General features: G+C 59.7%; 29 protein-coding genes and 2 pseudogenes. 21 read left to right on the top strand and 10 right to left on the bottom strand.

Going from position 1 to position 26,458, the window contains the following annotated elements; genetic code table 11:
- Positions 1–40: 40 nt before the first annotated feature.
- The 13 genes from JQ621_RS10260 (at position 41) to JQ621_RS10200 (ending at position 12,057) form a co-directional block, all read left to right on the top strand.
- Complete coding sequence (locus JQ621_RS10260; protein WP_212234281.1) at positions 41–2,041, top strand: conjugal transfer protein TraG; 2,001 nt, start codon at positions 41–43, stop codon at positions 2,039–2,041.
- Positions 2,042–2,044: 3 nt separating this feature from the next.
- Positions 2,045–2,485 carry a CopG family transcriptional regulator gene (locus tag JQ621_RS10255; RefSeq protein ID WP_212234280.1) on the top strand — a complete coding sequence of 147 codons (441 nt, stop codon included), beginning with the start codon at positions 2,045–2,047 and terminating at the stop codon, positions 2,483–2,485.
- Between the two features lie 140 nt (positions 2,486–2,625).
- On the top strand, positions 2,626–3,594 hold the full coding sequence (trbB, locus tag JQ621_RS10250) for a P-type conjugative transfer ATPase TrbB (protein WP_312015406.1): 969 nt from the start codon (positions 2,626–2,628) through the stop codon (positions 3,592–3,594).
- A complete protein-coding gene (locus tag JQ621_RS10245; protein WP_212234278.1) occupies positions 3,591–3,920 on the top strand; it encodes a TrbC/VirB2 family type IV secretion system protein in 330 nt (109 codons plus the stop codon). The genes trbB and JQ621_RS10245 overlap by 4 nt, the downstream gene beginning before the upstream one ends.
- Entirely contained in the window at positions 3,920–4,189 is a 270-nt protein-coding gene (locus tag JQ621_RS10240) for a VirB3 family type IV secretion system protein (RefSeq protein ID WP_212234277.1), read from the top strand. Before JQ621_RS10245 ends, JQ621_RS10240 begins: the two co-directional genes overlap by 1 nt.
- A gap of 4 nt (positions 4,190–4,193) precedes the next feature.
- Entirely contained in the window at positions 4,194–6,635 is a 2,442-nt protein-coding gene (trbE, locus tag JQ621_RS10235; RefSeq protein ID WP_212234276.1) for a conjugal transfer protein TrbE, read from the top strand.
- A complete protein-coding gene (gene trbJ, locus JQ621_RS10230; protein WP_212234275.1) occupies positions 6,632–7,366 on the top strand; it encodes a P-type conjugative transfer protein TrbJ in 735 nt (244 codons plus the stop codon). The genes trbE and trbJ overlap by 4 nt, the downstream gene beginning before the upstream one ends.
- On the top strand, positions 7,366–7,728 hold the full coding sequence (gene trbK-alt / locus JQ621_RS10225; RefSeq protein ID WP_212234274.1) for a putative entry exclusion protein TrbK-alt: 363 nt from the start codon (positions 7,366–7,368) through the stop codon (positions 7,726–7,728). Before trbJ ends, trbK-alt begins: the two co-directional genes overlap by 1 nt.
- Complete coding sequence (gene trbL / locus JQ621_RS10220) at positions 7,728–8,912, top strand: P-type conjugative transfer protein TrbL (RefSeq protein ID WP_212234324.1); 1,185 nt, start codon at positions 7,728–7,730, stop codon at positions 8,910–8,912. Before trbK-alt ends, trbL begins: the two co-directional genes overlap by 1 nt.
- Positions 8,912–9,595, top strand: a complete 684-nt coding sequence (trbF, locus tag JQ621_RS10215; RefSeq protein WP_212234273.1) for a conjugal transfer protein TrbF — start codon at positions 8,912–8,914, stop codon at positions 9,593–9,595. Before trbL ends, trbF begins: the two co-directional genes overlap by 1 nt.
- Complete coding sequence (gene trbG, locus JQ621_RS10210; protein ID WP_212234272.1) at positions 9,592–10,587, top strand: P-type conjugative transfer protein TrbG; 996 nt, start codon at positions 9,592–9,594, stop codon at positions 10,585–10,587. Before trbF ends, trbG begins: the two co-directional genes overlap by 4 nt.
- Positions 10,588–10,649: 62 nt before the next feature.
- Positions 10,650–11,807, top strand: a complete 1,158-nt coding sequence (locus tag JQ621_RS10205; protein WP_212234323.1) for a TraB/TrbI/VirB10 family type IV secretion system protein — start codon at positions 10,650–10,652, stop codon at positions 11,805–11,807.
- A 10-nt stretch (positions 11,808–11,817) separates the two neighbouring features.
- On the top strand, positions 11,818–12,057 hold the full coding sequence (locus tag JQ621_RS10200) for a DUF2274 domain-containing protein (protein ID WP_065724889.1): 240 nt from the start codon (positions 11,818–11,820) through the stop codon (positions 12,055–12,057).
- Here the strand turns inward: JQ621_RS10200 and JQ621_RS10195 are convergent.
- From JQ621_RS10195 to JQ621_RS10180, 4 genes are all read right to left on the bottom strand, one after another.
- Positions 12,033–12,989: a LysR family transcriptional regulator gene (locus tag JQ621_RS10195; protein WP_212234271.1), complete on the bottom strand. Its 957-nt coding sequence runs from the start codon at positions 12,987–12,989 to the stop codon at positions 12,033–12,035. The genes JQ621_RS10200 and JQ621_RS10195 overlap by 25 nt on opposite strands.
- Before the next feature lie 84 nt (positions 12,990–13,073).
- Positions 13,074–13,481 carry a LysR family transcriptional regulator gene (locus tag JQ621_RS36005; protein WP_409334216.1) on the bottom strand — a complete coding sequence of 136 codons (408 nt, stop codon included), beginning with the start codon at positions 13,479–13,481 and terminating at the stop codon, positions 13,074–13,076.
- Between the two features lie 107 nt (positions 13,482–13,588).
- On the bottom strand, positions 13,589–14,683 hold the full coding sequence (locus JQ621_RS10185) for an acyl-CoA dehydrogenase family protein (protein WP_212234269.1): 1,095 nt from the start codon (positions 14,681–14,683) through the stop codon (positions 13,589–13,591).
- 2 nt (positions 14,684–14,685) lie between these two features.
- Positions 14,686–15,903, bottom strand: coding sequence for an acyl-CoA dehydrogenase family protein (locus tag JQ621_RS10180; RefSeq protein ID WP_212234268.1), 1,218 nt, complete (start codon positions 15,901–15,903; stop codon positions 14,686–14,688).
- A gap of 209 nt (positions 15,904–16,112) precedes the next feature.
- On the opposite strand from JQ621_RS10180, the gene JQ621_RS10175 reads away from it, so the two are divergent.
- The 4 genes from JQ621_RS10175 to JQ621_RS10160 are packed head-to-tail and all read left to right on the top strand — an operon-like array spanning position 16,113 to position 19,396.
- Positions 16,113–17,264 (top strand): thiolase C-terminal domain-containing protein, encoded by a 1,152-nt coding sequence (locus tag JQ621_RS10175; RefSeq protein WP_212234267.1) that lies wholly within the window; start codon positions 16,113–16,115, stop codon positions 17,262–17,264.
- Between the two features lie 5 nt (positions 17,265–17,269).
- Positions 17,270–17,686: a Zn-ribbon domain-containing OB-fold protein gene (locus JQ621_RS10170; RefSeq protein ID WP_212234266.1), complete on the top strand. Its 417-nt coding sequence runs from the start codon at positions 17,270–17,272 to the stop codon at positions 17,684–17,686.
- Positions 17,687–17,714: 28 nt separating this feature from the next.
- Positions 17,715–18,575 carry an HTD2 family dehydratase gene (locus JQ621_RS10165; RefSeq protein WP_212234265.1) on the top strand — a complete coding sequence of 287 codons (861 nt, stop codon included), beginning with the start codon at positions 17,715–17,717 and terminating at the stop codon, positions 18,573–18,575.
- 26 nt (positions 18,576–18,601) lie between these two features.
- On the top strand, positions 18,602–19,396 hold the full coding sequence (locus JQ621_RS10160) for an NUDIX hydrolase (protein ID WP_212234264.1): 795 nt from the start codon (positions 18,602–18,604) through the stop codon (positions 19,394–19,396).
- 401 nt (positions 19,397–19,797) lie between these two features.
- Here JQ621_RS10160 and JQ621_RS10155 read toward each other — a convergent pair whose 3' ends face one another.
- Together JQ621_RS10155 and JQ621_RS36000 are read right to left on the bottom strand one after the other, a co-directional pair.
- Positions 19,798–20,637, bottom strand: a complete 840-nt coding sequence (locus JQ621_RS10155; RefSeq protein WP_212234263.1) for a universal stress protein — start codon at positions 20,635–20,637, stop codon at positions 19,798–19,800.
- 119 nt (positions 20,638–20,756) lie between these two features.
- Entirely contained in the window at positions 20,757–20,849 is a 93-nt protein-coding gene (locus JQ621_RS36000; RefSeq protein ID WP_409334211.1) for a hypothetical protein, read from the bottom strand.
- 102 nt (positions 20,850–20,951) lie between these two features.
- Between JQ621_RS36000 and JQ621_RS10150 the strand changes: the two are divergent.
- Both JQ621_RS10150 and JQ621_RS10145 read left to right on the top strand, forming a co-directional pair.
- Positions 20,952–21,170 (top strand): annotated as a pseudogene (locus JQ621_RS10150) (hypothetical protein); the annotation flags it as partial.
- Positions 21,171–21,232: 62 nt separating this feature from the next.
- The gene (locus JQ621_RS10145; RefSeq protein WP_409334210.1) at positions 21,233–23,029 is read left to right on the top strand and encodes an efflux RND transporter permease subunit; all 1,797 of its coding nucleotides are present in this window, start codon (positions 21,233–21,235) and stop codon (positions 23,027–23,029) included.
- Between the two features lie 168 nt (positions 23,030–23,197).
- On the opposite strand, the gene acpP is transcribed toward JQ621_RS10145, so the two are convergent.
- The 3 genes from acpP to JQ621_RS10130 form a co-directional block, all read right to left on the bottom strand.
- Positions 23,198–23,434 carry an acyl carrier protein gene (acpP, locus tag JQ621_RS10140; RefSeq protein WP_212234261.1) on the bottom strand — a complete coding sequence of 79 codons (237 nt, stop codon included), beginning with the start codon at positions 23,432–23,434 and terminating at the stop codon, positions 23,198–23,200.
- 293 nt (positions 23,435–23,727) lie between these two features.
- A complete protein-coding gene (locus JQ621_RS10135) occupies positions 23,728–24,153 on the bottom strand; it encodes a PaaI family thioesterase (RefSeq protein WP_212234260.1) in 426 nt (141 codons plus the stop codon).
- Positions 24,150–24,647 (bottom strand): PaaI family thioesterase, encoded by a 498-nt coding sequence (locus tag JQ621_RS10130; protein WP_212234259.1) that lies wholly within the window; start codon positions 24,645–24,647, stop codon positions 24,150–24,152. Before JQ621_RS10130 ends, JQ621_RS10135 begins: the two co-directional genes overlap by 4 nt.
- Before the next feature lie 116 nt (positions 24,648–24,763).
- On the opposite strand from JQ621_RS10130, the gene JQ621_RS10125 reads away from it, so the two are divergent.
- Both JQ621_RS10125 and JQ621_RS10120 read left to right on the top strand, forming a co-directional pair.
- The gene (locus JQ621_RS10125; protein ID WP_212234258.1) at positions 24,764–25,249 is read left to right on the top strand and encodes a MarR family winged helix-turn-helix transcriptional regulator; all 486 of its coding nucleotides are present in this window, start codon (positions 24,764–24,766) and stop codon (positions 25,247–25,249) included.
- 1 nt (position 25,250) lies between these two features.
- The gene (locus JQ621_RS10120) at positions 25,251–26,111 is read left to right on the top strand and encodes an alpha/beta fold hydrolase (protein WP_212234257.1); all 861 of its coding nucleotides are present in this window, start codon (positions 25,251–25,253) and stop codon (positions 26,109–26,111) included.
- Positions 26,112–26,255: 144 nt separating this feature from the next.
- Here JQ621_RS10120 and JQ621_RS10115 read toward each other — a convergent pair.
- Positions 26,256–26,393 (bottom strand): annotated as a pseudogene (locus tag JQ621_RS10115) (transposase domain-containing protein); the annotation flags it as partial.
- Positions 26,394–26,458 lie beyond the last annotated feature (65 nt).

The following is a 26,458-nucleotide window of genomic DNA, read 5'->3' as shown; positions in this document are numbered from 1 at the left end:
TCTGTCGATTGCGAGCGGCTGCATTTGAAATTTGATCACCATGTCCGCGACACGAATCCTTTGGGGCCAGATCCTCGTCGTCCTTTCGATCGTGCTCGTCACGACGTGGGTGGCCACCCAGTGGGTAGCCTGGAAGCTCGGTTACCAGCCGCAGCTTGGGCATCCCTGGTTCGAGCTGGCCTCTGGGCTTCCCATTTATCTGCCGCCCTCATTCTTCTGGTGGTGGTACGCCTATGATGCCTATGCGCCGCATGTCTTCGTCGAGGGCGCTTACATCGCCGCATCAGGAGGATTTATCTCCATTGGGGTTGCCATCGGTATGTCGGTGTGGCGGGCGCGCGAAGCCAGGACCGCGGCGACCTACGGCTCAGCCCGCTGGGCTACACCAAAGGAGATTCGTGCCGCCGGTCTTACCGCGCCTGACGGTGTCGTGCTCGGCAAGTTTGAGCGCGACTATCTGCGTCATGACGGGCCGGAACATGTGCTCTGCTTTGCGCCAACCCGATCCGGTAAAGGTGTCGGGCTGGTGGTGCCGACGCTTTTGACCTGGCCGGGCAGCTGCATCGTTCACGACATCAAGGGGGAAAATTGGACCCTGACGTCTGGCTTCCGCGCGAGACACGGCCGCGTGTTGCTGTTCGATCCGACCAACACGAGATCGGCGGCCTACAATCCGCTGCTGGAAGTTCGCCGCGGCGAATGGGAGGTGCGCGATGTCCAGAATGTCGCCGACGTCCTGGTCGATCCCGAAGGATCGCTTGAACGTCGCAATCACTGGGAAAAGACCAGTCACGCCCTTCTGGTTGGCGCCATTCTTCACGTTCTGTACGCCGAACCGGACAAAACGCTTGCCGGTGTCGCCGGCTTCTTGTCCGACCCAAAACGCCCGATCGAGGTGACGCTCCGCGCCATGATGACGACCGCGCACCTCGGTGAAGCCGGACCACACCCGGTCATTGCCTCCGCAGCGCGAGAATTGCTCAACAAGAGCGAGAATGAACGTTCTGGCGTGCTTTCCACGGCGATGTCGTTCCTGGGGCTCTATCGCGACCCGGTGGTGGCGAAGGTCACCCATCATTGCGACTGGCGTATCCGTGATCTCGTCGAAGGTGAGCGGCCCGCGACTCTTTATCTGGTCGTGCCGCCGTCCGACATCAGTAGGACCAAGCCATTGGTGCGGTTGATCCTCAACCAGATCGGCCGGAGGTTGACGGAGGATCTGCAGGCGAAGGGGAGGCGGTATCGGCTGTTACTGATGCTCGATGAATTTCCCGCACTTGGTCGTCTAGACTTCTTCGAGTCGGCGCTGGCGTTTATGGCCGGTTACGGCCTCAAGAGCTTTCTGATCGCGCAATCGCTTAATCAGATCGAGAAGGCCTATGGAGCCAACAATTCTATCCTCGACAATTGCCATGTGCGTGTTTCCTTTGCCACCAATGACGAGCGCACGGCGAAGCGTGTTTCGGACGCGCTGGGGACCGCGACCGAGATGCGGGCGATGAAGAACTATGCCGGCCACAGGCTCAGTCCCTGGCTCGGTCATTTGATGGTCTCGCGGCAGGAGACGGCGCGGCCGCTGCTCACGCCAGGTGAAGTGATGCAGCTACCGCCCGGCGATGAATTGGTCCTCGTCTCCGGCGTTCCGCCGATCCGGGCGAAGAAGGCGCGTTATTATGAAGATATCAGGTTGACGGAGCGGGTGCTCTCACCGCCACAGTCGGTAAGCAATCGACCCGGTCTCCCGCCATCAGACGATTGGAGCCGGTCGCCAGCACCGGTTCTCAACCCTGGCCAGGAATTATGCTCGTCAGGCGGGGCGCTCATCGCTGATCCCGCGAATGGCGGGATCCGCCGCGAGCCGGAGCTGCCCCAACACGAAGAGATCGTGCCGGAGCACGCAAAGGCGATGCCAGAGTTCACCTTTGCCGAGGAGGATCCAGATGGTGATGCCGTGCGCGCCCGCGCGTTGCGGCAGCAAGCCCGCGGTCTCGCGCGCCAGGCTGCGCTGGATCCCGGCGATGGCATGAAACTCTCGGAGTAGCCGATGCGGACCAAGCACACCTTTCGCCTTCCGCCGGATCTCGCCGGTCAACTCGCCGATTACGCCGGCCGCAAGCGCGTCCCACAGGCGCTTGTCGTCGAAACCGCACTGTCGTCATATCTGTCGCCGGATAATTCCGAGCGGATGGAAGCAGCACTCGGCCGTCGGCTCGATCGATTGACACGACAGGTCGAGCGGCTGGAACGTCATACTACGATTTCGAACGAAGCGCTGGCGTTGTTTGTGCGGTTTTGGTTGACGGTCACACCGCCGCTGCCCGACACGGCGCAACCCGCTGCCCAAGCGAAAGGGCGCGAACGCTATGAGGGATTTGTCGAGGCGCTCGGCCGACGGCTGGCGAAGGGGCAAAGCCTGGCCCAAGAAGTTTCTCAAGATGTGATTCCAAAGGAGAGGACGACGGATCATATCGACGGCTCGTCATGAACGGCTTCGCCGTTGGCAGGTCTTTCTACGCCAGAGCGCTACGCCCGATCTGATCTTGTTGCATGATCGTATGTCCTGCCTTTTCTAATCGTCCCCGACATCACGGCAGCAATTGGCCGTCGTCGAGCGGGGGGACGGAAGTGGCAATCCACCATCTCAATCAGGAGGCGACCTCGCGCGGCGCGCGCATGCTGCGCACCGCGCTGGGCCCGGCCATCGCGCTTTGGCTCGAGGACGCTTCCATCGTCGAGGTGATGCTCAACCCCGACGGCCGGCTCTGGATCGATCGGTTGACGGACGGACTTGTCGATACTGGCGAACATTTGTCGCCTGATGATGGCGAGCGCATCGTGCGGCTTGTCGCGCACCATGTCGGCGTTGAGGTGCATCCGGGTTCGCCGCGGGTATCGGCCGAATTGCCCGAGACCGGTGAGCGCTTCGAGGGGTTGCTGCCGCCGGTGGTAGCTGCGCCGGCCTTCGCGATCCGCAAACCCGCGGTCGCCGTGTTCACGCTCGACGACTATGTCGCAGCCGGCATCATGCTGTCAGGGCAGGCCGCAACACTGCGCGCTGCCGTTGCCGATCGCCGCAATATCCTTGTCGCCGGTGGTACCTCGACAGGCAAAACCACGCTCACCAACGCGCTGTTGGCGGAGGTCGCCAAGACCACGGATCGTGTCGTGCTCATCGAGGATACCCGCGAGCTGCAGTGCAAGGCACCAAATCTGGTCGCACTCCGCACCAAGGACGGTGTCGCCTCGCTCTCCGATCTCGTTCGCTCCTCGCTGCGCCTCCGACCAGATCGGATTCCGATCGGTGAAGTCAGAGGCGCCGAAGCGCTCGATCTCCTGAAGGCCTGGGGCACCGGGCATCCCGGCGGCGTAGGCACCATCCATGCCGGTTCCGCGCTCGGCGCGCTTCGCCGGATGGAGCAGCTGATCCAGGAAGCTGTTGTCACGGTCCCACGCGCCCTGATCGCCGAGACCATCCAGTTCATTGCCGTATTGGCAGGCCGCGGCTCCGATCGGCGGCTCGCCGAGTTCGCTTGTGTCGAAGGGCTTGATTCACAAGGCGACTACGTCCTTCACGCTGTGGGAGATCGGTCATGACACGATCACGTTTCTGCTTTCCTCGCCGCATTGTGTTCGCCGCAGCCGCCGGTGTTCAGGTGCTGGTCTCCGTCCCCGCGTGGGCTGCCGGCTCGAACATGCCCTGGGAGCAGCCGCTCAATCAGATCCTGCAATCGGTTGAGGGTCCCGTCGCCAAGATACTGGCCGTGATCATCATCATTGTCACGGGTTTGTCGCTGGCGTTTGGCGACACCTCAGGTGGGTTTCGCAGGCTGATCCAGATCGTGTTCGGTCTGTCGATTGCGTTCGCGGCGAGCTCATTCTTCCTGTCGTTCTTTTCGTTCGGCGGCGGAGTGCTGGTGTGATGGATGCGACCGACCCGATCCTCGGCTTCACCGTGCCAGTGCACCGCTCGCTGACTGAGCCGATCCTGCTGGGTGGCGCACCGCGCGCCGTTGCGATTCTCAACGGCACTTTGGCGGCGGCGCTCGGTCTCGGTCTGCGGCTATGGGTCGCCGGCCTCCTGCTCGGGATCCTTGGTCAGGCCGCCGCAGTGTGGGCGGCCAAGCGTGATCCCCAATTCGTCGACGTCGTGCGCCGGCATCTCCGCATCTCCGGATATTTGGGGGTCTGAACCGATGATGAATCTTGCTGAATACCGGCGGTCGACCAGCCAGCTTGCGGATTTCCTGCCCTGGGCAGCTTTGGTAGATAAGGGCATTGTCCTCAACAAGGATGGCTCGTTTCAGCGTACGGCAAAATTTCGGGGGCCGGACCTGGATTCGGCGGTGCCTGCCGAACTCGTCGGTGTCGCCGGCCGTTTGAACAACGCGTTGCGGCGGCTGGGCTCGGGTTGGGCTGTCTTTGTCGAGGCGCAGCGGCACCCCGCAAGCAATTATCCGGAAGGGTATTTCCCGGATGTGGCGTCGGCCATGGTCGACGTCGAGCGCCGCGCTCAATTCGAGCAGGAGGGCGCACATTACGAGTCCAGTTATTTCCTGACCTTTCTCTATCTGCCGCCACCGGAAGAGACAGGGCGAGCCGAGCGCTTCCTCTACGAGGGCCGCGATCGCAATGGGGATGCGGACGCGCGCGAAGTCCAGCGTGGATTTGTCGACCGCACCGAGCGCGTGCTTGGGCTTGTCGAGGGTTTCATGCCCGAGATCGGATGGCTCGATGACGAGGAAACGCTGACCTATCTGCATTCGACTGTGTCAACCAGGCGCCAGCGCGTCCGCGTCCCCGAGATTCCGATGTATCTCGACGCGGTGCTGGCGGATGAGCCCCTGATCGGCGGCCTCGAGCCGGTGCTCGGGAATTCGCATCTGCGGGTGCTGACCGTGGTCGGGTTTCCGACCGCCACAACCCCTGGGATTCTGGACGAACTCAACCGGCTCGCCTTCGCCTATCGCTGGTCGACCCGCGCCATCATGCTCGACAAGACTGATGCCACGAGGTTGCTGACCAAAATCCGGCGGCAATGGTTCGCCAAGCGCAAATCGATCGCCGCGATTCTGAAGGAGGTGATGACCAACGAGGCGTCATCGCTACTCGATACCGACGCTCACAACAAGGCGATCGATGCCGATGCGGCGTTGCAGGAACTCGGATCCGACGCCATCGGACAGGCCTTCGTTACCGCCACGGTAACGGTATGGGACGACGACCCCCGTGTTGCCGACGAGAAGCTGCGGCTGGTCGAGAAAGTCATCCAGGGACGCGACTTCACCTGCATGATCGAGAGCGTCAATGCCGTGGAGGCCTGGCTGGGGTCGCTGCCTGGGCATCCTTACGCCAACGTCCGGCAGCCGCCGGTCTCCACACTCAATCTCGCGCATATGATACCGCTCTCGGCGGTCTGGGCAGGCCCCGCGCGAGACGAGCATCTGGGCGCACCGGCATTATTTTTCGCGCGAACGGAGGGAGCAACCCCGTTTCGATTTTCGCTGCATGTCGGGGATGTCGGCCATACGCTAGTCGTGGGTCCGACCGGCGCCGGCAAGTCGGTGCTTCTGGTGCTGATGGCGCTGCAGTTCCGCCGTTATCCGGGAAGCCAGGTTTTCGCATTCGACTTCGGCGGTTCGATCCGCGCGGCCGCGCTCGCCATGGACGGCGACTGGCATGATCTCGGGGGCGCGCTGTCGGACGACGCAAGCGAGCCCGTCGCGCTCCAGCCCCTGGCGCTCATCGATGACGCCGCGGAACGCGCGTGGGCGGCGGAATGGATCGCCAATATCCTCAGCCGCGAAACGATCGTCATTACACCGGAAGCAAAAGATCACCTCTGGTCGGCTCTGACCTCGCTTGCGTCGGCACCTCCAGCGGAACGCTCGCTGACTGGCCTGTCGGTGCTGTTGCAATCCCAGACGCTCAAGCGCGCGCTGCAACCCTATTGCCTCGGCGGACCCTATGGCCGGTTACTCGATGCGGAAGCCGAGCGATTGGGAGCGGCCGAAGTTCAGGCCTTTGAAACCGAGGGACTGATCGGCACCTCCGCCGCGCCGGCCGTGCTGGCCTATCTCTTTCATCGCATCGAGGGCCGACTCGATGGCCGGCCCACCTTGCTGATTGTCGATGAAGGCTGGCTCGCCCTCGATGACCAGGGCTTTGCTGGCCAGTTGCGGGAATGGCTGAAGACGCTTCGCAAGAAGAATGCGTCTGTCATCTTCGCCACCCAGTCGCTGTCCGACATCGATGGCTCCGCAATCGCGCCCGCTATCATTGAGAGCTGCCCGACGCGGCTGTTCTTGCCGAACGAGCGGGCGATCGAGCCGCAAATCACCGCGATCTACCAACGTTTCGGTTTGAACGACCGCCAGATCGAGATCCTCGCGCGCGCGACGCCGAAGCGCGATTACTACTGCCAGTCGCGGCGCGGCAATCGGCTATTTGAGCTCGGTCTTGGCGACGTCGCGCTCGCTTTTACGGCCGCATCATCAAAGTCGGACCAGGCTGCGATTGCCGAAATCCTCGCCGCGCACGGCCGGGGAGGTTTCGTTGCCGCCTGGCTGAACCACCGTGGCCTTGCCTGGGCGGCCGACATCATTCCCGTTTCTCCAGCCGAGGGAGAAAAACCATGAACGTTATCCGTCGTCTCGCGGCGGTAAGTGTCGCCGCGCTTGCAATCGGCTTCGCAACACCACCGTCTTCGGCGCAGGTCGTCGTGTTCGATCCGAACAACTATGCGCAAAATGTGCTCACGGCCGCTCGTGCGCTGCAGCAGATCAACAACCAGATTACGTCTCTGCAGAACCAAGCGCAGATGCTGATCAATCAGGCGAGAAATCTCGCGAGCCTGCCATATTCGTCGCTCCAGCAGCTGCAAGCCTCGATCCAGCGCACCCAGCAGCTTCTGAACCAGGCGCAGCGTATCGCCTACGATATCAACCAGATCGATCATGCCTTCTCGACGACTTACGCCCCGGCCTCAGCGGGAATAACAAATCAGGCGCTGATATCGAATGCGCAGGCACGCTGGCAGACCTCGGTTGCGGCGTTTCAGGATGCGCTGCGGGTGCAGGCAGGCGTGGTCGGCAATCTCGACACCAACCGTACCCAGGCTGCGGCGCTGGTGACATCGAGCCAGTCGGCCGCCGGCGCGCTGCAGGCAGCGCAAGCCGGCAATCAACTCGCCGCTCTGCAGGCCCAGCAACTCGCCGATCTCACCGCGACTGTCGCGGCGCAGGGACGCGCGCAGAGTCTTGAAGCCGCACAGCGCACGTCAGCACAGGATCAGGGCAGGGAGCAACTTCGGCGTTTCCTGACGCTAGGTGCCGGTTATCAGCCAACGACCGTTCAGATGTTTCACTGATGTATCCGTATCTCACACCTCGGCAGTTCGCGTGGGCCGCGGCAATCGGTTTTGGCGTGTTGATTGTCGCCGTGGCCTTGATCCAGAGTCGACGCAGCGAGGACGCTGCGGTCTTGACGCCACTGGGGCATGGTGAGGCGGCACTCGTTAGCGAGATCGCGCGCTGCCGGACGATCACGCCGGATGATGGCGCGGTACTCGACACCTGTCGCCGCATTTGGGCCGAAAACCGTCAGCGTTTCTTTGCATCGACGAAATCGCCGCAACCATCAGTCGCGTTGTCCTCCGATGCGCCCGCTGTGCCCATGAAGAGCCAGGACGGTGTCCTGCCGCACGGAGTTGAACAGGGTTGGACACGCTGATGGGTGGCACAGGGGTTATCGACCGTTTCCTCGAGGTTTTTACCCGCTATATCGATTCCGGCTTCGGCTTGCTCAACGGCGAAGTCGCGTTCCTCGCCACGACATTGGCGGCAATCGATATCACGCTTGCAGCCATATTCTGGAGCTGGGGCGGGGATGAGGACATCATCGCGCGGCTCGCCAAGAAGACATTGTTCGTCGGCGTCTTCGCCTATCTCATCGGAAACTGGAATAACCTCGCCCGTATCGTCTTCGAAAGTTTTGCCGGACTTGGCCTCAAGGCGTCTGGCACCGGCATGTCCACGGCCGATCTCCTGAGTCCCGGCCGCGTTGCCCAGGTCGGCATCGACGCCGGCCGTCCGATCCTGGACTCGATCTCGGGCTTGATGGGCTACATCAGCTTCTTTGAGAATTTCGTTCAGATCACAGTGCTGCTGTTCGCCTGGATCGTGGTGCTGCTCGCCTTCTTCATCCTGGCGATCCAGCTCTTTGTGACGCTGATCGAGTTCAAGCTGACCACGTTGGCTGGCTTCGTGCTGATCCCCTTCGGCCTGTTCGGCAAGACCGCGTTTGCCGCCGAGCGCGTACTCGGAAACGTCATCTCATCGGGCGTCAAGGCGATGGTCCTCGCCGTCATCGTCGGCATCGGATCGACCTTGTTCTCGCAATTCACTGTTGGTTTCGGCGGCAATCAACCCACCATTGAAGACGCCATGTCCATGGTACTGGCGGCACTGTCTCTATTGGGGCTCGGAATCTTCGGTCCTGGGATTGCCAACGGCATTGTCTCCGGCGGGCCACAACTCGGCGCCGGCGCTGCCGTCGGTACGGGCCTCGCGGCGGGTGGCGTTGTTGCCGCCGGCGTGGCTGGCGCCGGCCTGGCCGCGGGCGCTGCGGGTGGAGTGCTCGCCGGCGCTGCCCGGGGCAGCGCGTCCGTTCTCGCGGCTGCTTCTAGTGTGACCACCCCACTTCCTCAGACAGCGGCGGCATCGAGTGCCCATGAAGCAGGGCAGAGTGCCGCCTCTCCAGGTTCGCCATCCACAGGTAGCTCACCAGCCTGGGCAACGCGCATGAAACGCTCGCAAACCCTGAGCCATGGCGCTTCCACGGTGACCCATGCGGTTCGCTCCGGCGATCACGGTGGTGGCGGTGCGTCTGTCGATCTCTCCGAAAGTAAAAACTAATGTTCAAACGTCCTTCCGTACGCTACGGCCGCACGCCCAAATCAGAAACTCCCTATCAACGGGCGGCGCAAGTCTGGGACGAACGCATCGGGTCGGCTCGCGTTCAGGCCAGCAATTGGCGGTTGATGGCCCTTGGCTGTTTGATGCTGTCTGGCGGTCTCGCTTGTGGTCTCGTTTGGCAATCCGTGCGCGGCACGGTTACGCCGTGGGTGGTGCAGGTCGATCGCCTGGGTCTGGCCCAGGCCGTGGCGCCGGCCGATAGTAGCTATCAGCCGACCGATCCGCAGATCGCCTTCCACCTCGCACGTTTCATAGAGGATGTGAGGGGATTGCCGGCCGACGGCATCGTGCTGCGCCAGGACTGGCTACGCGCCTACGACTTCACCACCGATCGGGGTGCGGCGGCACTTAATGATTTCGCCCGGACCAACGATCCCTTTGCCAATCTGGGCAAGCTGCAGATCTCCGTCGAGGTCTCCAGCGTCATCCGGGCGTCGCCGACCTCATTCCGCGTTGCCTGGATTCAGCGTGTTTACGAGAACGGAAGCCTGAGCGCGACCGAGCGCTGGACCGCCATCCTCACCGTCGTGATCGATACACCGCGCGATGCCGATCGTCTGCGCAAGAATCCTCTTGGGGTCTACGTTAACGCCATCAACTGGTCGAAGGAGTTGGGACAATGAAGCTTTCGCGCAAAGCCGCATTGCAGGTTCTGCTTCTTTCCGTTTCAACGCTCGCCAGTTGCACCATTCCGCTAAAGCCGCCGCCGGAGATTTCATATGACGGTGAGGCGCAACCTGCCGTCCAGCTTGCCGATCCACCGAAGCCGGTCGAAATCGTCGAAGTGCCGAAACTGCTGCCGCTTCCCGGCCAGCTCAAGCCGCTGCATGACGGACACCCGAAGCCTGAGTCTGGCGATCCCCGCAAGCGTGTTGAAAAGGCCAATGCCGCGGCCCGCATGCAGCCGACCCGCAATGGCTATATCAACGCGGTGCAGGTCTATCCGTTCGCTGCGGGCGCGCTTTATCAGGTGTATGCCGCGCCGGGGCAGGTGACTGACGTCGCCTTGCAGGAAGGCGAACAGCTCGTCGGTTCCGGACCGGTCGCCGCTGGCGATACCGTGCGCTGGATCATCGGCGATACCGAGAGCGGGGCGGGTCCCACCAAGCGTATCCACGTTCTAGTCAAGCCCACACGACCTGACCTCGTCTCCAATCTCGTGATCAACACCGACCGTCGCACGTATCTGCTTGAGCTCCGTTCCGCGGAAAAGACCTATATGGCTTCGGTATCCTGGCAGTATCCGCAGGATCAACTGATCGCGTTGCGCCGCCAGAATGCGAGCGCCGAGGCAGCCACGCCAATTGTCGAGGGCGTTGATATCTCGCGATTGAGGTTTCGGTACGCCATCGAGGGCGACAACCCGCCCTGGCGTCCCATCTCCGCGTTCGATGACGGTTCCAAGGTCTATATCGAGATGCCCGGAGGCATCGCGCAGGGAGAGGCGCCGCCACTGTTTGTCATCGGCCCCGAAGGCGACGGTCAACTCGTCAATTATCGGGTGCGGCAGAACTACTACATCGTCGACCGCATGTTCGCCGCGGCTGAACTCCGCATGGGCGGTGAGCATCAGCAAACCGTCCGCATCAGCCGCACCGACGGGAGGACGCGGTGAGCACGGACCGGGAAGCCGGCATTCGGCCGGGCGGAGGCAATGAAACCGACCGATCGGGCTCGATGCGTTTGCGCGCTGAGCGCCCGCGCGTCACAAGACTGTCCCGGAAGGTCCTGGCTGGCGGCGCGGCAATCGGATCGGCTGCCATCTTAGGCGCGATATTTTGGGCTTTGCAGAACAATCGATCGCACACGTCAGCGCTGTCAGAGCTCTACACGACGGACCATCACAACGTCGCCGATGGCCTTACCGGACTGCCACGCGACTATGCCGGTATGCCTCGCCAGGCACCACCGCTCGGACCGGCTCTGCCAGGCGATCTCGGACGTCCGATCTTGAACGCGCAAAACTCGCCGTCGGCGGGGATAGCTGCAATCGATTCCGAGCAGCAACGTCTCGGTCAGGAAACCGAGGCAGCCCGCTTGAGCCGGCTGTTTGCATCGACCAGTATTCGAGAGTTGGCACCCTCGATTGCACAGGCTGCTTCGGTCGGTACCTCCTCGACGACGGTGCCGAACCAGACCAGCCAGCCCGCGCTGGCAGCGGACGACGCCTTCGCGCAGAACGGCCAGGATCGCAAGTTAGCCTTCGTCAACGCTTCGGTCGATCGCCGCACCACAAGCCCGGATCGGGTCGCCGCGCCGTCGTCGTCTTATGTGGTGCAGGCGGGTAACGTTATCTCAGCGTCGCTGATTACGGGAATCCGCTCGGATCTCCCGGGCCAAATCACCGCTCAGGTAACCGAGAATATCTATGACAGCCCGACCGGGCGTTTCCTCCTCATTCCGCAAGGGACGCGGCTCATCGGAATTTATGACAGCCAGGTTGCCTTCGGTCAGTCGCGCGTCCTGCTGGTGTGGACCCGCCTCATCATGCCGAACGGTCGCTCAATCGTGTTGGAGCGTCAGGCCGGTGCCGATACCGCCGGTTACGCCGGCCTTGAGGACGACGTCGACAACCATTGGGGCGCTCTGTTCAAGGCAGCGCTCTTGTCTACCTTGCTCGGCGTCGGCAGTGAGCTTGGATCCACTTCCGGTACTGGCAGCAATAGCGACGTCATCCAGGCGCTTCGTCGCGGATCGAGCGACAGTTTAAATCAGACTGGACAGAAAGTTGTTCAGCGGAATCTAAACATTCAGCCAACGCTGACAATTCGGCCGGGTTTCCCGGTCCGCGTGATCGTCAACCGCGATCTGGTCCTTGAGCCTTACAAAGGGTAGGGAGATAGATATGGCAAAACTTAAACTCGGCGCCATCGCTGACGATAAGTCGGTGAAGTTGACTGTCGAGATCCCCGCGGCCGTACATCGTGATCTGCTTGCTTACGCCGAAATTCTCGCGCACGAGAGCGGCCAGTCTGCGCATGATCCAGCAAAGCTGATCGCGCCAATGTTGGCGCGCTTCATGGCGACTGACCGCGCTTTTGCAAGATCACGAAGGGCGTCTCACGGGGACACCGGACCGAGGTGATAGCGCTCGGAAAGCATTTTGAGGAAGTTTTGGAGGGGAGGGTTTTCGTTGTCGGTCCGCCAGACCGCCGAAAAGCCGATGCGGCTTGGCCCCGTCCCGTCGCGCAACTCCCGATAGACCAGACCGGAAAAGTTGGCGCCAATATCGGATTCCAGTACAAGACTGATGCCAAACCCCACCGCGATCAAGCTTTTGATGACACCACGACTCACGTCATGACGTTCGATGCGGGGCCGATCACCAGGGGAGACCAGCTTTGCATTCAAGAGATCCTCTAGCTCGCGTCCTGGATCGTAATGGCTGAGCAGAACAGTCTGATCCCGCAAATCTGTCCAGTAAATGACTTCGCGCGCAGCCAGAAGATGATCACTCGGCAGAACAACCAGAATTCGTTCACTCCAGAGCGAAGTGGTGTTGCTATCGAGGAGTTGCGGGTCGCCCGTGATGATGCTCACGTCGATGACACCGTTGCGAAGCGCGGTTGAGAGCCGCGTTCTCGATCTCTCGACGGTAACAAGTTCGACCTGCGGGAATAGCTTCTTGAAGTCGAGCAATGTCGCGCGCAGATTTCCTGCCGTCAGCGAAGTACAAAAACCGATGATGAGACGACCGGATTCGCCAGATCCATTCGCTCTTGTCGATGCGATCAGCGCCTCGATCTGTTCAAGTATCGAGCGCGTCATGCGCAGAAAGTGACGACCCGCCGGCGTTGCGCGAACGCCACCACTTGACCGCTCGAAGATGACGACGCCCATCGAGTGCTCAAGTAGCTGGATAGAACGACTGAGTGTCGACTGCTTTATCGACAATGCATGGGCGGCTTGTCTGAAACTCCCGTAATCTGCCGCAGCGACTGCGTGTTGAAGTTGACTGAATACAACGGTTAAGCGTCGGCCCCCGACGGACAGGCCGGCAAAATTCGTATTGTCCATATGAGCGACACCATCATGCTTAAGTTGCGCCGAGTTGGATCGTGTAAAACATTAAGACAATTTTTGGTTGTAAGATGATGCGGCTTACTCCGTGAGCAGCCGAGTCGCGGCGCTCCAGACAAGGCAGAGTATTGCTCGAACCGGTAAATTTCGATGCGACCGATTCTGGAAATCCACGAGCGTTGTCCGCAGATTCCCGGTGGAAATCGATGTATAGAAGCCAAGGGACAGCCGTCCCGCTTCGCCACGGCCGACGTGGTGCGTGCTCTTCGCCAGCGAATCCATCTGTTCCAGGATTGATCGAGCAGTTCGGAGAACATCTCGTCCAGCCATCGTTGCTCGTACCCCGCCGCTGAATCGCTCGAAGACGGTCATACCGAGCGAATGTTCGAGCTGGCTAATGCAACGGCTAAGCGTGGATTGCCGAAGCAACAATACTTCGGACGCGCGCCGAAAGCTACCGTGACCCGCTGCTGCCACAGCGTATCGAATATTCTGCAGATCGACGTCGGACGTTCGATTACGACTAAGTGTTCTATGGGATTACGTTCCCTGACCATTCTTGCCACTACTGAACATTCGTGCCACTAGAGGACGCTTCAACTCACCCATTCTTGCGCGACGGCGGCCTCGTGCCTGCAGCGCTCGGGAGCCCCAAGAAGCTGCCGGTTGAACGCAATGCGCTTGAACCAGTAATGAAGGCCGAGCAGGTCCGTAAATCCCATGCCACCATGAACCTCGGTCGCAAGACGGGCGATTTCGCGTCCGGCATCGCCCAGGTGCGCCTTTGCCTGCAGCGCGGCAACGCGCGCTTCCTCGGCAGGCCCGTCCTGAGCGTGAGCCGCGTACCAGACCAACGAGCGGCACGGCTCGAGCATGGTGATAATGTCGGCAAGCGTATGCTTGACGGCTTGAAACGAACCAATCACACGATTGAACTGAACCCGCTCTTTGGAATAGAGCAGCGCCTTGTCAAACATGGACTGCGCCGCCCCCAGCGTGTCGCCTGCGAGCATGACGCGACCTGCGTCGAGCACGGCGGTCGCCGCTGCCTTCGGGTCGTTGGCGGCACCAAGGATCGCAGCCCTCGCATCATGCAATACCAAAGCCGTTACCGGTCGCGTGCGATCCAAGCTGCGATGCGTGCTTACGCTGACACCGGGTTCCTCGACCGCAGCGAACAGGGCAGCACGGCCGTCACCCAAATAAACGATGAAATGCGTCGCATCCCCGCCATCGAGCACACCCGTTATGCATCCGGACAGCTTATTTCCGTCAAGGCGGGCGACTGCTTCGCCGGTCTGGCCCGACATGCCGGCGAACCCGACCCCGATCCGGACTTCGCCGCTTGCGATCCGCGGCAGCCATGCTTTTTGCTGGGCGCGGTCTCCACTGGCAATCAGGGTGAGGGGGGCCATGACCAGCGCAGCCGCGAATGGCGTTGGTGCTGCGTGATACCCGAGTGCCTCCGCGGCAACAGCTGCATCAAGCAGCGAGAGGCCCAGACCCCCAAAGTCCTCGGGGACCATGATGCCCATGATGCCTTGCTCGGTAAGGCCCGACCATAGTTCACCATCGAAGCCCAAGCCGCCCTCGGCAATCTCGCGCAACTTGTTCATGGGCAGTCTTTCGTCCAGAAAGCCGCGCAAGGACTCCGTGAGCATTAATTGCTCTTCGCTGAGACCGAACTCCATGCTCACCCTCTCACGGCTGGTGGGACGGACTTCGGCTCGCGCGGCAGGCCCAGCCCGCGCTCGCCGATGATGTTCTTCTGAATATTCGATGAGCCGCCACCGATGATGAGACCGATGTCGTACATGTTATCTATTTGCCAGGTGGTGGCTTCGTCGTCCTCGGACGCTTCGCCCACCGGTTCGTAAGCGAGGCCTGCCGCGCCGAGCACGTCGACGACCAGCGATGACAGCCGATACGCAATCATCGTCCCGTTCAGCTTGACGATCAAGCGCTTGACCCCCGAATCCTCGCCCTTGGCCTGCTCGGTCATTAATCTAAGACCGTGGTATTTCGAGGCCATCACCTCGCCCTGCAGTTTCAGCAGCCGCTCGCGATATTCGGGGATGTCGATGAACCTGCGGCCAGCGAGCATCGTTTTTTTCATCAATTCGACAGCCCTCGCCAGACGGTAGGTCAGCTTGTTGGCGTCGCCGAGCAGCATCCGTTCGTATTTCAAGGTGACATTGGCGACATGCCAGCCGTCGCCGCGTCCCATCACAATCTGGTCGGTTGGCACGCGGACATCCGTGAAGAACGTCTCGTTGAACTCGGCGCGGCCAGTCATTGTGACCAATGGGCGCACCTCAATGCCAGGCGCATTCATGGGGACAAGAAGATAGGACAGCCCATCGTGCTTGCTCTTGTCGGACTCTGTGCGACAAAGAAGGAACATCATGTCGGCGTAATGGGCAGAACTCGTCCAGATTTTCTGGCCGTTGACGATGAATTGGCCGTCCTCGACACGGGCGCTGGTTTTGGCGGCGGCAAGGTCGGAGCCCGAACCGGGCTCCGAATAGCCCTGGCACCAAATGATGTCACCGCGGATGGTAGGCCCGATCCATCGAATGCACTGCTCCTTCGTTCCGACCTCGAGCAATGTCGGCACCAGCATGGAAATGCCCTGGTTCATGATGCCCGGAGACACGCCCGCGATCGAGAATTCTTCGGCGATGATGGCCAATTCCATGATGTCGACCGGCAGGCCGAAGCCGCCATATTCACGGGGAATGTTGCGGGCAAAATAGCCGCGCTCCAGCAGAAGCTCTTGCCAATCCAGGGCTCGCGCGTCAGGCCGCTTCCGTCCACCCCCGGTTTTCGGCGAAAGGTGGCCATATTCCTTTATGAAGCTGCGAGCGTCCTCCTGAAGAGCGCGATGTCGCGAGCTGTAGCGGAGGTCCATAGAGATGTTCTTTCCCAGGCGCGGTTGTGCCCGTTGCCCTACACGGAAAGGGCGAACCCCAGTCGATTGACCGCGCTACGAATTAAATCTAACGTCTGTTCGAAATAATCCTATTCTGGGCGATCGACGTCAAGTAGAAAGCTTGAACGGTCGTTCCGTCGTCGCGGAAAGCGTTCAGGCGTCGCGAACCGCCGTGGGAGCTTTGCCTCATGTCACTGAAAGAAAAGGCCGCCATCACTGGTGTGGGAGAGACCAAGTACACTCGCATGTCGGGCAAGAGCGTACTTGCGCTTCAACTCGAGGCTTCGTTGAATGCGATCGCGGATGCGGGGCTCAGTCCCAAAGAGATCGACGGCATTATTCCATATTCAAATTCGCTTGTCGTAGCCGAAGACTTTGTCACGAATTTCGGTATATCTGACTTGCGCTTTTCGGCCACCGCGCCGCTAGGCGGAGCCAGTTGCGTCGCGGCCATACAATGTGCGCTGCTCGCGATAAGCGGTGGTGTGTGCAGTAACGTGCTGATTCCGATCGGTCGTAACGGCTCATCTGCGGGTCGTATCGGCACGCGTGTTCAGCAAATGCCCCAGTTCAAGGTGGTTGGTGAGCATGAGATGCCGGTCGGCGCGATCGCCCCGGCACAGCTATATGCGCCGATGGCCCGTCGACATATGGAACTGTTCGGTACAACGAGCTTGCAGCTTGGCGAAATTGCCGTGTCTACCCGTCACAATGCAATTCTCAACGGCAATGGCATGATGACGAGACCACTGACCCTTGAGGATCACCAGGCGTCTCGCATGATCTCCGATCCTTTGAGGCTCTATGATTGCAGCCTGGAAAGCGACGGCGGCGCGGCCATCGTGGTCAGCGGTGCAGACCGGGCAAACGATCTTGGCAAGCCACCGGTTTATATTATGGGGGTGGCCGAAGGCCACCCGGATTCACCGAGTGTCATCACTCAACGCCCGGATTTGACGCGCCTCGGGATCGCGAAGGCTGCGCCGAAAGCATTTGCCATGGCCGGTGTTTCGCCTGGCGATATCGACGTTGCCGAGATTTACGACTGCTTCACCTACATCGTGCTGTGTCAGCTTGAAGACCTCGGCTTTTGCAAGAAAGGTGAGGGGGGCCCGTTTGTTGCGAGCGGAGCCATTCGGCTTGGAGGAGAATTACCGATCAACACCCACGGCGGGCTTCTTTCTCAGGCTCACATGGTTGGCATGAACCACATTGTTGAACTTGTGCGTCAACTCAGAGGCGAGGCCGGCAAGGCACAAGTTAGGGGAGCCGAGATCGGCCTTGTGACTGGATACGGCGATATGGGCGACGGATCCGTCGCGATCATGCGCAAAGGATGATCGCAATGACTGCGGAGGCCTATCTTAAGCCAGTTCCTGAGCCAACCTATGAGTCGAAGCCTTATTGGGATGGACTCAAGAGTGGACGGCTGCTTCTTCAAAAATGCGGGCAATGCGGAAAAATTCGTCACTATCCGAGGCCCGTTTGTGACGTCTGTTACTCGTTTGAGGTGAGATGGATAGAGGCCTCTGGCCTGGGAACGGTCCATAGCTGGACTATCACCCATCACGCCTTCAATCCGGGGTTCAAGCTCGAGCTCCCGTACATTCTGGTCACAGTTGACCTCGAAGAGGGCGTGCGGATGCAAGTCCCTCTCCGCGGCGCCAAGGAGACGGACGTCAAACTTGGACTGCCGGTTCGTATCATTTTCGAACAGGTTAAACCCGATCTGGTGACTCCTGCCTGTGTAACTGCGTCGTGACCATCTCATCACCGGGAGCGGCATCAACATGAACGTCGACATTGACGCACTGCGCAAGCATATCGGGACGAAAGTCGTCGAGGAAGATGTAGCCACTCAGGCCCCGCTCCGAGGACTAGCGGTGACCTTTGATCGGGAGGAACGGATTCCTGGGCCCGGGGGGACGATCCCGCCGGGATGGCATCTGGTGTATTTCGTGCCTCTGTCGCCCAAGGCGACACTCGGTGATGATGGGTTGCCGACCTCTGGCGGCGTTCTGCCCCCGATGCCGTTTCCACGGCGCATGTATGCGGGAACCGAACTGGCCTTCCACGACCCTATTCGCGTCGGCGATGCGCTCAGGCGCGAGACAGAGTTCACCGATGTCTCGCTGCGGTCGGGCGGTACCGGAGCGTTGATTTTCGCGACACAGACCCGTCGCATTTTCACACCTCGCGGCCTCGCTATCGTCGAACAAAGTCACACGGTGTTCCGCGAAGAAGCGAAGGCTGGAGAGCAGAGCGCTACGCCGAAAAGGAACAAGCCGCCGGCTGACACGCCGTGGCTCCGGACGATTATGACGGATCCAGTTTCATTGTTCCGCTATTCCGCGCTGACTTTCAACCCGCACCGCATTCATTACGATCGAGATTATGCGATGCGCATCGAGGGTTATCCCGGACTTGTTGTGCATGGTCCATACTCGCAGCAGTGCCTGATTGACCTTGCGCGGGATCACGCTCCAGGACAAACGCTAAAATCGTTCACGCAGCGAGCCCGTGCGCCACTATTCGACACGGCGCCCTTCAGCATTGTTGGCCGCACTCTTGACGGCGGAAAAGGCGCGGAGCTGTGGGCCCTCACGCCGGAGGGGACTATCGCGATGGAAGTCACACTTCGGTACACGTGAAAGTGAAAGCCCAAAGGACGATAAACATGAACATACCCAAGCCAGAAGCTATCCCCGTGATGCCGGCGGCCTCAGCTGTTATCCTGCGCAATGGTTCGGCAGGGATCGAAGCGTATATGGTGGTGCGTCATCATCAGATAGACTTTGCATCCGGAGCGCTAGTATTTCCCGGCGGCAAAGCCGAGCCGGAAGACGGGAATGAGCTTTGGCGACATTCAATAGCGCCAAGTGGTTCAGAACCGATTTTATCCTTCTGGATCGCTGCCATTCGCGAGACCTTCGAGGAGGCGGGCTTGCTATTGGCTAGGCGGCAGGATGAGCCGCAGTTGCTCGGCGCCGATGAAACCCGCATCCTCGTAGAGACACATCGGCATGCGCTAATCGACGGCAAGATTTCGTTTAGCGAACTGCTTGAACAAGAAAAACTGAAGCCGGCCCTAGATCTCATGGAGCATTTCGCCCATTGGATTACGCCACCTGGACCGCCCCGGCGATTCGATACTCATTTCTTCCTTATTGCTGCCCCGGTCGAGCAGACCGGAGAGCACGACGGATTGGAGGCGACCGAGGGATTCTGGATCGCGCCACGCCAAGCCATATGCGATGCCGATGCTGGGCATCGCATTCTGCTTCCGCCCACCCGTCTCAACCTGCAAAAGCTGGCACAATTTCCGTCGGTGCAAGCTGCGGTGGAGGCGACCCGGCTCTCGAAGGTCGTAACCGTGTTACCGCGTGTCGAGCGGGTCGAAGGCGGGCGGCGGCTCATGTTGCCCATCGAAGCCGGCTATGGCGTATCTGAATTGTTCATTCCGACTGCGTGAACTAGTAGGCATTCGTGCGCCAATAGAGTTGCGTTTGTGAATTTGAGTGAATGCGATTTTGCAGTATTGGGAAACAAAACCGCAGATCCGCGGTCGACCTAAGACGGGCGCGCAGTCCGGAAACACATCGATTGAGTTAGAGAACTGCCCCGCAAAATGGTAAGCGCATCGTTTAGAAGACTGAACGCCAGATGAAACTGGAAGCGGGGTGTGATGGCTGACGCCATGGATCGGCTCGAAGAATGGAGGTGGCATTACAACAACGCAGACCTCATACCTCACTCGGTAGCTTGACGCCGAGCGAGCTCGCACACTTATCGGCATGCGCCTAAACTTTGGTCCGCGCGAGGGGTCGACCGTGTTTCCTCGCCAAGCGGATACAAGTCGCAGACTGTTGCTTCTCAGTGAGCAATCAGTAGCGGAACGGCGGCGTCTCGTAGCAAGGATCGGGTCACGCCGCCAAAGATCATTTCGGTCGTTCGAGCATGGCTATAAGCGCCGACAACAATGAGATCGGTATTGTGGCGTTCCGCATAAGCCAGGATAACGTTGGCGATTGGGTCGCCATGCGACTGCACCTGTTCGACGACCACCTTGGCTCCGTGACGGGTCAGATAATGAGCCACGTCCGCGCCAGGCTCCTCGCCGTGACGGGGATTCTTCTGCGGATCGACTACGAGGATGGTAACGGACAGCGCGCCGACGAGAAACGGAAGCGCATCTGCTATAGCGCGCCGCGCCTCGCGGCTGGCATTCCAAGCGACAACAACATGCTCGGCAGCGGACCCCGTCCAGGGCTCCGGCAAAAGGAGAAATGGCACGCCGGTGGCGATAAGAAGCGCTTCAGCCGACCAGTCGCTCGGCAATCCACCGGGTCGCGGACCACCGACGATCACCAGATCGGTATGCAGGGAATTCAGCGTAACGCTGTCATTGACGTCACCTTGACGGAGGAAGCGGAACTCGAAGCTGATGTCTTCACGAGCACAGCCTGCCGAGAAACTTCGGTTCGCAGCGTCCATCGCAGCTGCTTCACTTGCCTGGTGGCGGTCAATGACGAGCCGAACAGCCTGCTGCCCTCGAACAAAAGATTCCGCGGGACTACCATCCCAAATCGATGGCACCGCGAAAATTCCGATGAGGTGAGCTCCATGACGGAATGCCATCCTAACTGCATAGGAGGTGCGCGCCTCGCCGGCGGGCGAGGGGTCGACAAAGACAGCTATGCTTTTGAATGGCATTGAAAATTCCCCCTCGCGCCACTAAGCGTACCGACCGTGGGCTCGCCACGATCGGCATCGTAATATTAATCGTAATGTTGATCTAGATAGCCTCCCACCAGTCCGCACATTGATCGAGCTCAATGGGCGCCGCGTTCAATACGATCATCCGCGCAAGCCCTGGTCATCGACGGGACGAGCCAAAAACGGTTCATGAATGCGAGCAAAAGCATTCCGGCAAATAACACCAATTTCGCTAGAAGCGAGAAAATCGACCTGCCGCAGTGTCATGTAAGTTCCTCTTTTGGATTGGGCCCGGAGCAATTGCGGCGACTCGCATGCGCCCGATCATTCTGACAGCCGCGGCGGCGAGCCTGGCGCTGATTCCGATTGCCCGGGAGGTTTTCTGGGGGCCGATGGCTTACGCCATGATGGGCGGCATCATCGTCGGAAACCTGCTGACGCTGCTGTTTCTGCCTGCCCTCTATGTGACGTGGTTTCGGATTAACATAGATCCCGACAAGCAGCCAAAGACAGACGGACCACACGCGTGAACGACAAGCGATTGCGAGCGGTTGTTATGCGTTCGAAGAACTTTGTCGGCTAAATGGAGATCATGGCGGTTCTCTACCGCGCGGCCGGGATCGAGATCGTTTGGCCGGAGCTTCCAGTACTGGTCAGCCATCGGGATCGCGTATTTCATGGTATCGCTGCTGCGCTTCCGAAAAGTGCTGCTGACGCAGTCGCGTCTTCCTTCGGCCCGCAGTTGCTCAATCTGCATAAGGAACCCGCAAGTTCGTTTCGTGTATTGAACCGTGGCTTCGCGTGGCTTACCTTGCGCTACACCGGTGTGGTGGAGTTTTTCTTGAAACGGACTTTCATCTCGGTGGTCCTTGTCGCTGCAATGCTCGGCGCGACGGGGTACTTGTTCACGAAAGTCCCAGGCAGTCTCGTACCGCAGGAAGACCAAGGTTATGTGCTGATGGTGACGCAGTTGCCCGCTGCGGCTGCGAGCAGCCGCACACGTGCGGTAGCCGCCGTCACATCGGACGCCATCGCCAAGATGCCGACCGTGCAAGGCGTCGTATCGCTTTACGGTTTCGATATTCTCTCCCGTGCGCAGAAGACCAACGCCGGCGTTTCGTTTATTACGCTGAAGGACTGGGCTGAACGAACCAGGGCCGGCGAGGACGCGCAAGAAATCGCCCCCGGGCTGTCGAAGCTCAACGGCTTGTTCCGAGACGGCGTCGTGATCGGCTTCAATCTTCCGCCGATCCAGGGCATCAGGACCACCGGTGGCTTTGAACTATTTCTGCAGAACCGGTCTGGCGCGTCACTCGAAGCGCTGGCCGAGGCGGCCAGGAAGGTGGTTACAGAGGCCGCCAAGCGGCCGGAGTTGCGCGGCGTCAGCACGCAGTTTTCTACCTCCATCCCGCAATACAGGATCAATATCGACCGCGGCAAGGCCAAGACCCTTGGTGTACCCATCAACACCATATTCGACTCGATGCAGAGCGGCTTCGGCAGCCTGTATGTCAACGACTTCAGCCTGTTCGGACGGACTTACCGCGTCAGCCTGTCGTCGGAATCGGATTTTCGGTCCTCCCCGAAGGATCTTCGATTCATCTATGTGCGCGCCGAGACCGGTGCGATGATTCCGCTGAACGCGCTGGTGAGCGTCGAACGTGTAGTCGGTCCGGATACCGTCGACCGCTTCAATATCTTCCCTGCTGCCAAGATCCTCGGCAACCCGGCGCCGGGATATTCCTCGGGCCAGTCGCTTGTCGCGATGCAGGAGGTCGTCAGCAGCACGCTCGGCACCGACTATTCCATCGGCTGGACCGGCTCGGCTTACCAGGAGCTGTCCACCACAGGGACAGGTTATCAGGGTTTTCTGTTCGGATTGCTGATGGTGTTCCTCATTCTTGCTGCACAGTACGAGCGCTGGTCGCTCCCACTGGCGGTGGTCACCGCCGTGCCGTTCGCTCTGTTCGGCGCAATCGTCGCGATCTGGCTGCGCGGCATCGAGAACGATATCTATTTCCAGATCGGCCTCGTCACGCTGATAGGCCTCGCCGCGAAAAATGCGATCCTGATCGTGGAATTTGCCGCCCAACGCCATCGCGAGGGCCTGTCCGTCTCCGATGCCGCGCTCGAAGCGGCCCGGCTTAGATTCCGGCCTATCGTCATGACCTCGCTGGCGTTCATCTTGGGCGTCTTGCCGTTGGCGATCAGCACAGGCGCTGGCTCGGTCAGCCGCCATTCTATCGGCACCGGCGTGATAGGCGGCATGATCGCGGCCACGGCCCTCGCGATCATCTTCGTGCCGCTGTCTTTCCGTCTGGTGACGCGCGGCGTGGAACGGAAGGCTGCGGCGGCTGTTGCGCCTTCCACGGCTGGGGAACCGAAGTAGTTTCGATACCGCGCCGCTGCAGGAACGCGGCGGTTGCTGGGACAGATTGAAGCGCTGGTGCTCGAGTCGTATCGGGTTGGCTCAACCGTCCCTAATTCAAGGGCGCGCTGCGCGCGACGCACCGGGAGTTTCTGTCGAGCTGCCAACAGGGACCGGCCGCTAACCAAATCAATGTTTTGCATTCTTCTCAAGGTAGCTCACGACATCACCTGGAGTGCGAAATGCTTCTGCCACCTCGTCGGGAATTTCACAGCCAAATTCGTCTTCGAATGCCAGTACAAGCTCTAGTCCATCGAGACTGTCAGCGCCAAGGTCGAAAAAGCTGACTAGCTCCGTGACCGTTTCCGCGGGTATTTCGAGATGCGTAGCGATTATCATCTTAGCCCGATCAGCAATTTCATTCATGTCTGGCTCCTTCAAAGCTGACGGACCGCGACAACTGGAGATGACGCGCGAAACTCGCGAAGCGATGACTCCCTCTTACAAGGCATCCGCCGCGGCATTGTTGTCGTCGCAAACTGCACCGCTGCGTTCCGTATCCCTCGTTCAATGGAGGCACACGAGTTGCTGTGCTCCTAGCTATACTACCACGAGATCGATTTCTCGGTCTGATTGGGAGTAGTGTGGTCAATGCACAAACCTCCGTCCCTGGTGAGTGGTTCCAATCTGATCGTCCAATCCACACTAACGTTTTCCTATCAGGCCTGGGGTCCAATAAATACATGGGCCCGACTTAACGCGACCGGAACTTCTGGATCATTCTGCCAGCAACGAATGCCGACGGTTGCAATCCGCCTGCCAACCCGATGCACTTCGCACTTGGCGTAAAGGTCTAAAGGACCAGCGGAGCTCAGGTAATCAATAGAAAAGTTCACCAGCTTCGGCAGCCGATCCTCAGTTATAAGATCATAGACCGTCGTCAGTGCGGCCACCTGCATGAAAGTTGCGACAACACCGCCATGATACGCCGGTAACGTCACATTCCCGACCAATCGCGCCTCGAATGGCAGCTGAAACACGATGGAGTCCGCGCCACCGTTTGCGACAACAACGCCGATGCCGAGATGCCGAGCATAGGGCATTGTCGAAATTGCAGACGCGACTCTTTTGCTTTTCTCTGTCATTTCTGGGCCGCTCGATTGGCGAGAACGCTCTCATGGTCGGGGACCTTCGTCGACGCAGACGAGAGCATGAACGTGCCCATCACGACGGCAGCCAGCCTTTGATGCGGGCCGCTCAACAACTCGCAACGAACAAAGGCAATCGATTTAGTGAGTCGGTAGCACTCGGCCATAGCTATTAGGTCGCCGTCCATTGTGGCGGGTGCCAGATGGTCGATACGCATATCAAGCGTTGCAATGGGTACGAAGTACCCCAGCGCGCGAAATACCGCGAGGCCACATGCGGAGTCCGCAAGACTGAACATCACACCGGGAAAAAAGAAAGTTCCTGCCGGATCGGTGGCAAGGAACGGTTGCGCTGCAAGGCGCATTCGGGTGCGGCCGTCGGGCGCAGGGTCGTCAATGCGCATCCCGAGGTCGCGTCCATGCGGAACGTGCTGCGCAAACAATTGCACCATTGCTTCTACCGAAAGTGCAGATGACTTCGCATCACTCATCGAGTTGTCCCTAGATATCGAAGCACACAACTTAAAAGTCACGGTTGACGGCGATTGTATGTAAGATTAGTGTAAGATGCCATACAATAAGCTATGATATACGATATGAGCCAGTCATGACGCTAGATGCCCCGATTAAGGACGACATTGCGTTCGCGATGGAGGAGATCTCGCGAGGCCTGCGTCGGACTTTTGACAATCGAATGCAATCTGCCGGGCTGTCGCGAACCAAATGGAGGCTTTTGGTTCATTTGCAGCGCAACAACGGGATAAATCAAACTGAATTGGCGCGTCTGCTCGAACTTGAACGCGCCAGCGTAGGCCAGGCGATTGACGACCTGGAAAAGCTGGACCTCGTTAAACGTGAGCCGTCACCCAGCGATCGCAGGGTGTGGCTCATTAGGCTTCGTCCCGAAGCGAGCGTCATCTTGAAGCGACTGCGTCGGGAGGCGGATGACGTTTACGCTACGATGTGGAGTGGATTCGCATCCACCGATTTGGTGCAGCTTCAGTCACAGCTAAGGCGACTCGCGGCGCAACTTGCAGCCGTCGACCGTGAGTACGACGGCTGGGGCGATAAGGGCCTAAGCCGTGCGAGTTGAGTTGGTCTCCACACCGGCCGGCGAAATTTCGGCGCTGTCTTGGAGTGAAGCGGGAAGCCAAGCCCCGCTCCTTCATTTTGCGCATGCGACTGGATTCAACGCGCAAACATACCGAAGATTGTTGGAGCCACTTTCGAACAGATTTCGCATCGTCGCTTCCGATGCGCGCGGGCATGGTCGAACGTGTCTATTGGCTGCTCCAGAAAATCTGGTCAGTTGGCAAACATACGAAGCTGATCTCGAGCATCTGCTCGAAGTTTTCGGAGAGCCGGCTTTCCTTATTGGCCATTCCATAGGGGCAACTGTAAGCCTGATGCTGGCGGCCCGGAGGCCGGATTTGGCGCTCGGTGTCGCCATGATCGAACCGTCATTCGTGCCATTCAATAGAGCATACCAAGTCGCCGTGGACCGGCGGGAAGGGAACTTGATTCCATTTGATATTGCGCTTCAAGCTCGTAAACGTCGGTCAATCTGGTCCTCGCAGCAAGAGATTCGAAATTCCTACTCCGGAAAAGCGATGTTTTCTTCTTGGCGAGAGGGTTTGCTCGACGACTACCTCGAGGGTGGCTTGCATTTTTTAGATGATGGCCGAGTTGCTTTGGCCTGCGATCCGGCCTGGGAAGCTGCGACCTTCCAGGCAGCAACAACAGAATTTTGGGAGCTTCTTCCTCGTTATAAAGGAAAAGTCTTATTAGCCTATGGCTCGCGCTTCAGTACGGTTGGCGAAGCCGATGCGGCGAAGATTGTCGAACTTGCTCCACAGGCTCGCGTCTTCAGATTTCGGGAGAACAGTCATTTCCTTCCGATGGAATGTCCCGAAGCCATAGCGCAAATGATTGAGGACGGGTTCACCGGTATGTGACACCGCATCGCAATATACCGATGACGTTCCGCTCTCAACAAGCAGCGAGATCCGGAAATTATTCGCTAGAATCAGCAGATCTGAAAAGCGCGAGGGAGAACCGCAGTAAGCATCCGGTGAAGGTCGCAGGTTAGTCAGGTCTGCTCAGGCAGCGGCCTGCAAGTCGGAGTTTTTCCAGCACCATGGCAACAACTCGTGGAGCCGGCTTTGCGGGAGGCCGGCGATGCGGGCGAGCACGTCGGCGAGCCAAGCTTGAGGATCGACGTCGTTGAGCTTCGCTGTTTATGCCGCCCGCCGAACTATGCCGAGTTGGGTCGTTTTCCCCAGATTTCTCGCTGACCGGCGTT

It is taken from the genome of Bradyrhizobium manausense (assembly GCF_018129685.1).
Taxonomy (GTDB): domain Bacteria; phylum Pseudomonadota; class Alphaproteobacteria; order Rhizobiales; family Xanthobacteraceae; genus Bradyrhizobium; species Bradyrhizobium manausense_D.
This window is presented reverse-complemented; position numbering and strand designations above follow the sequence as displayed.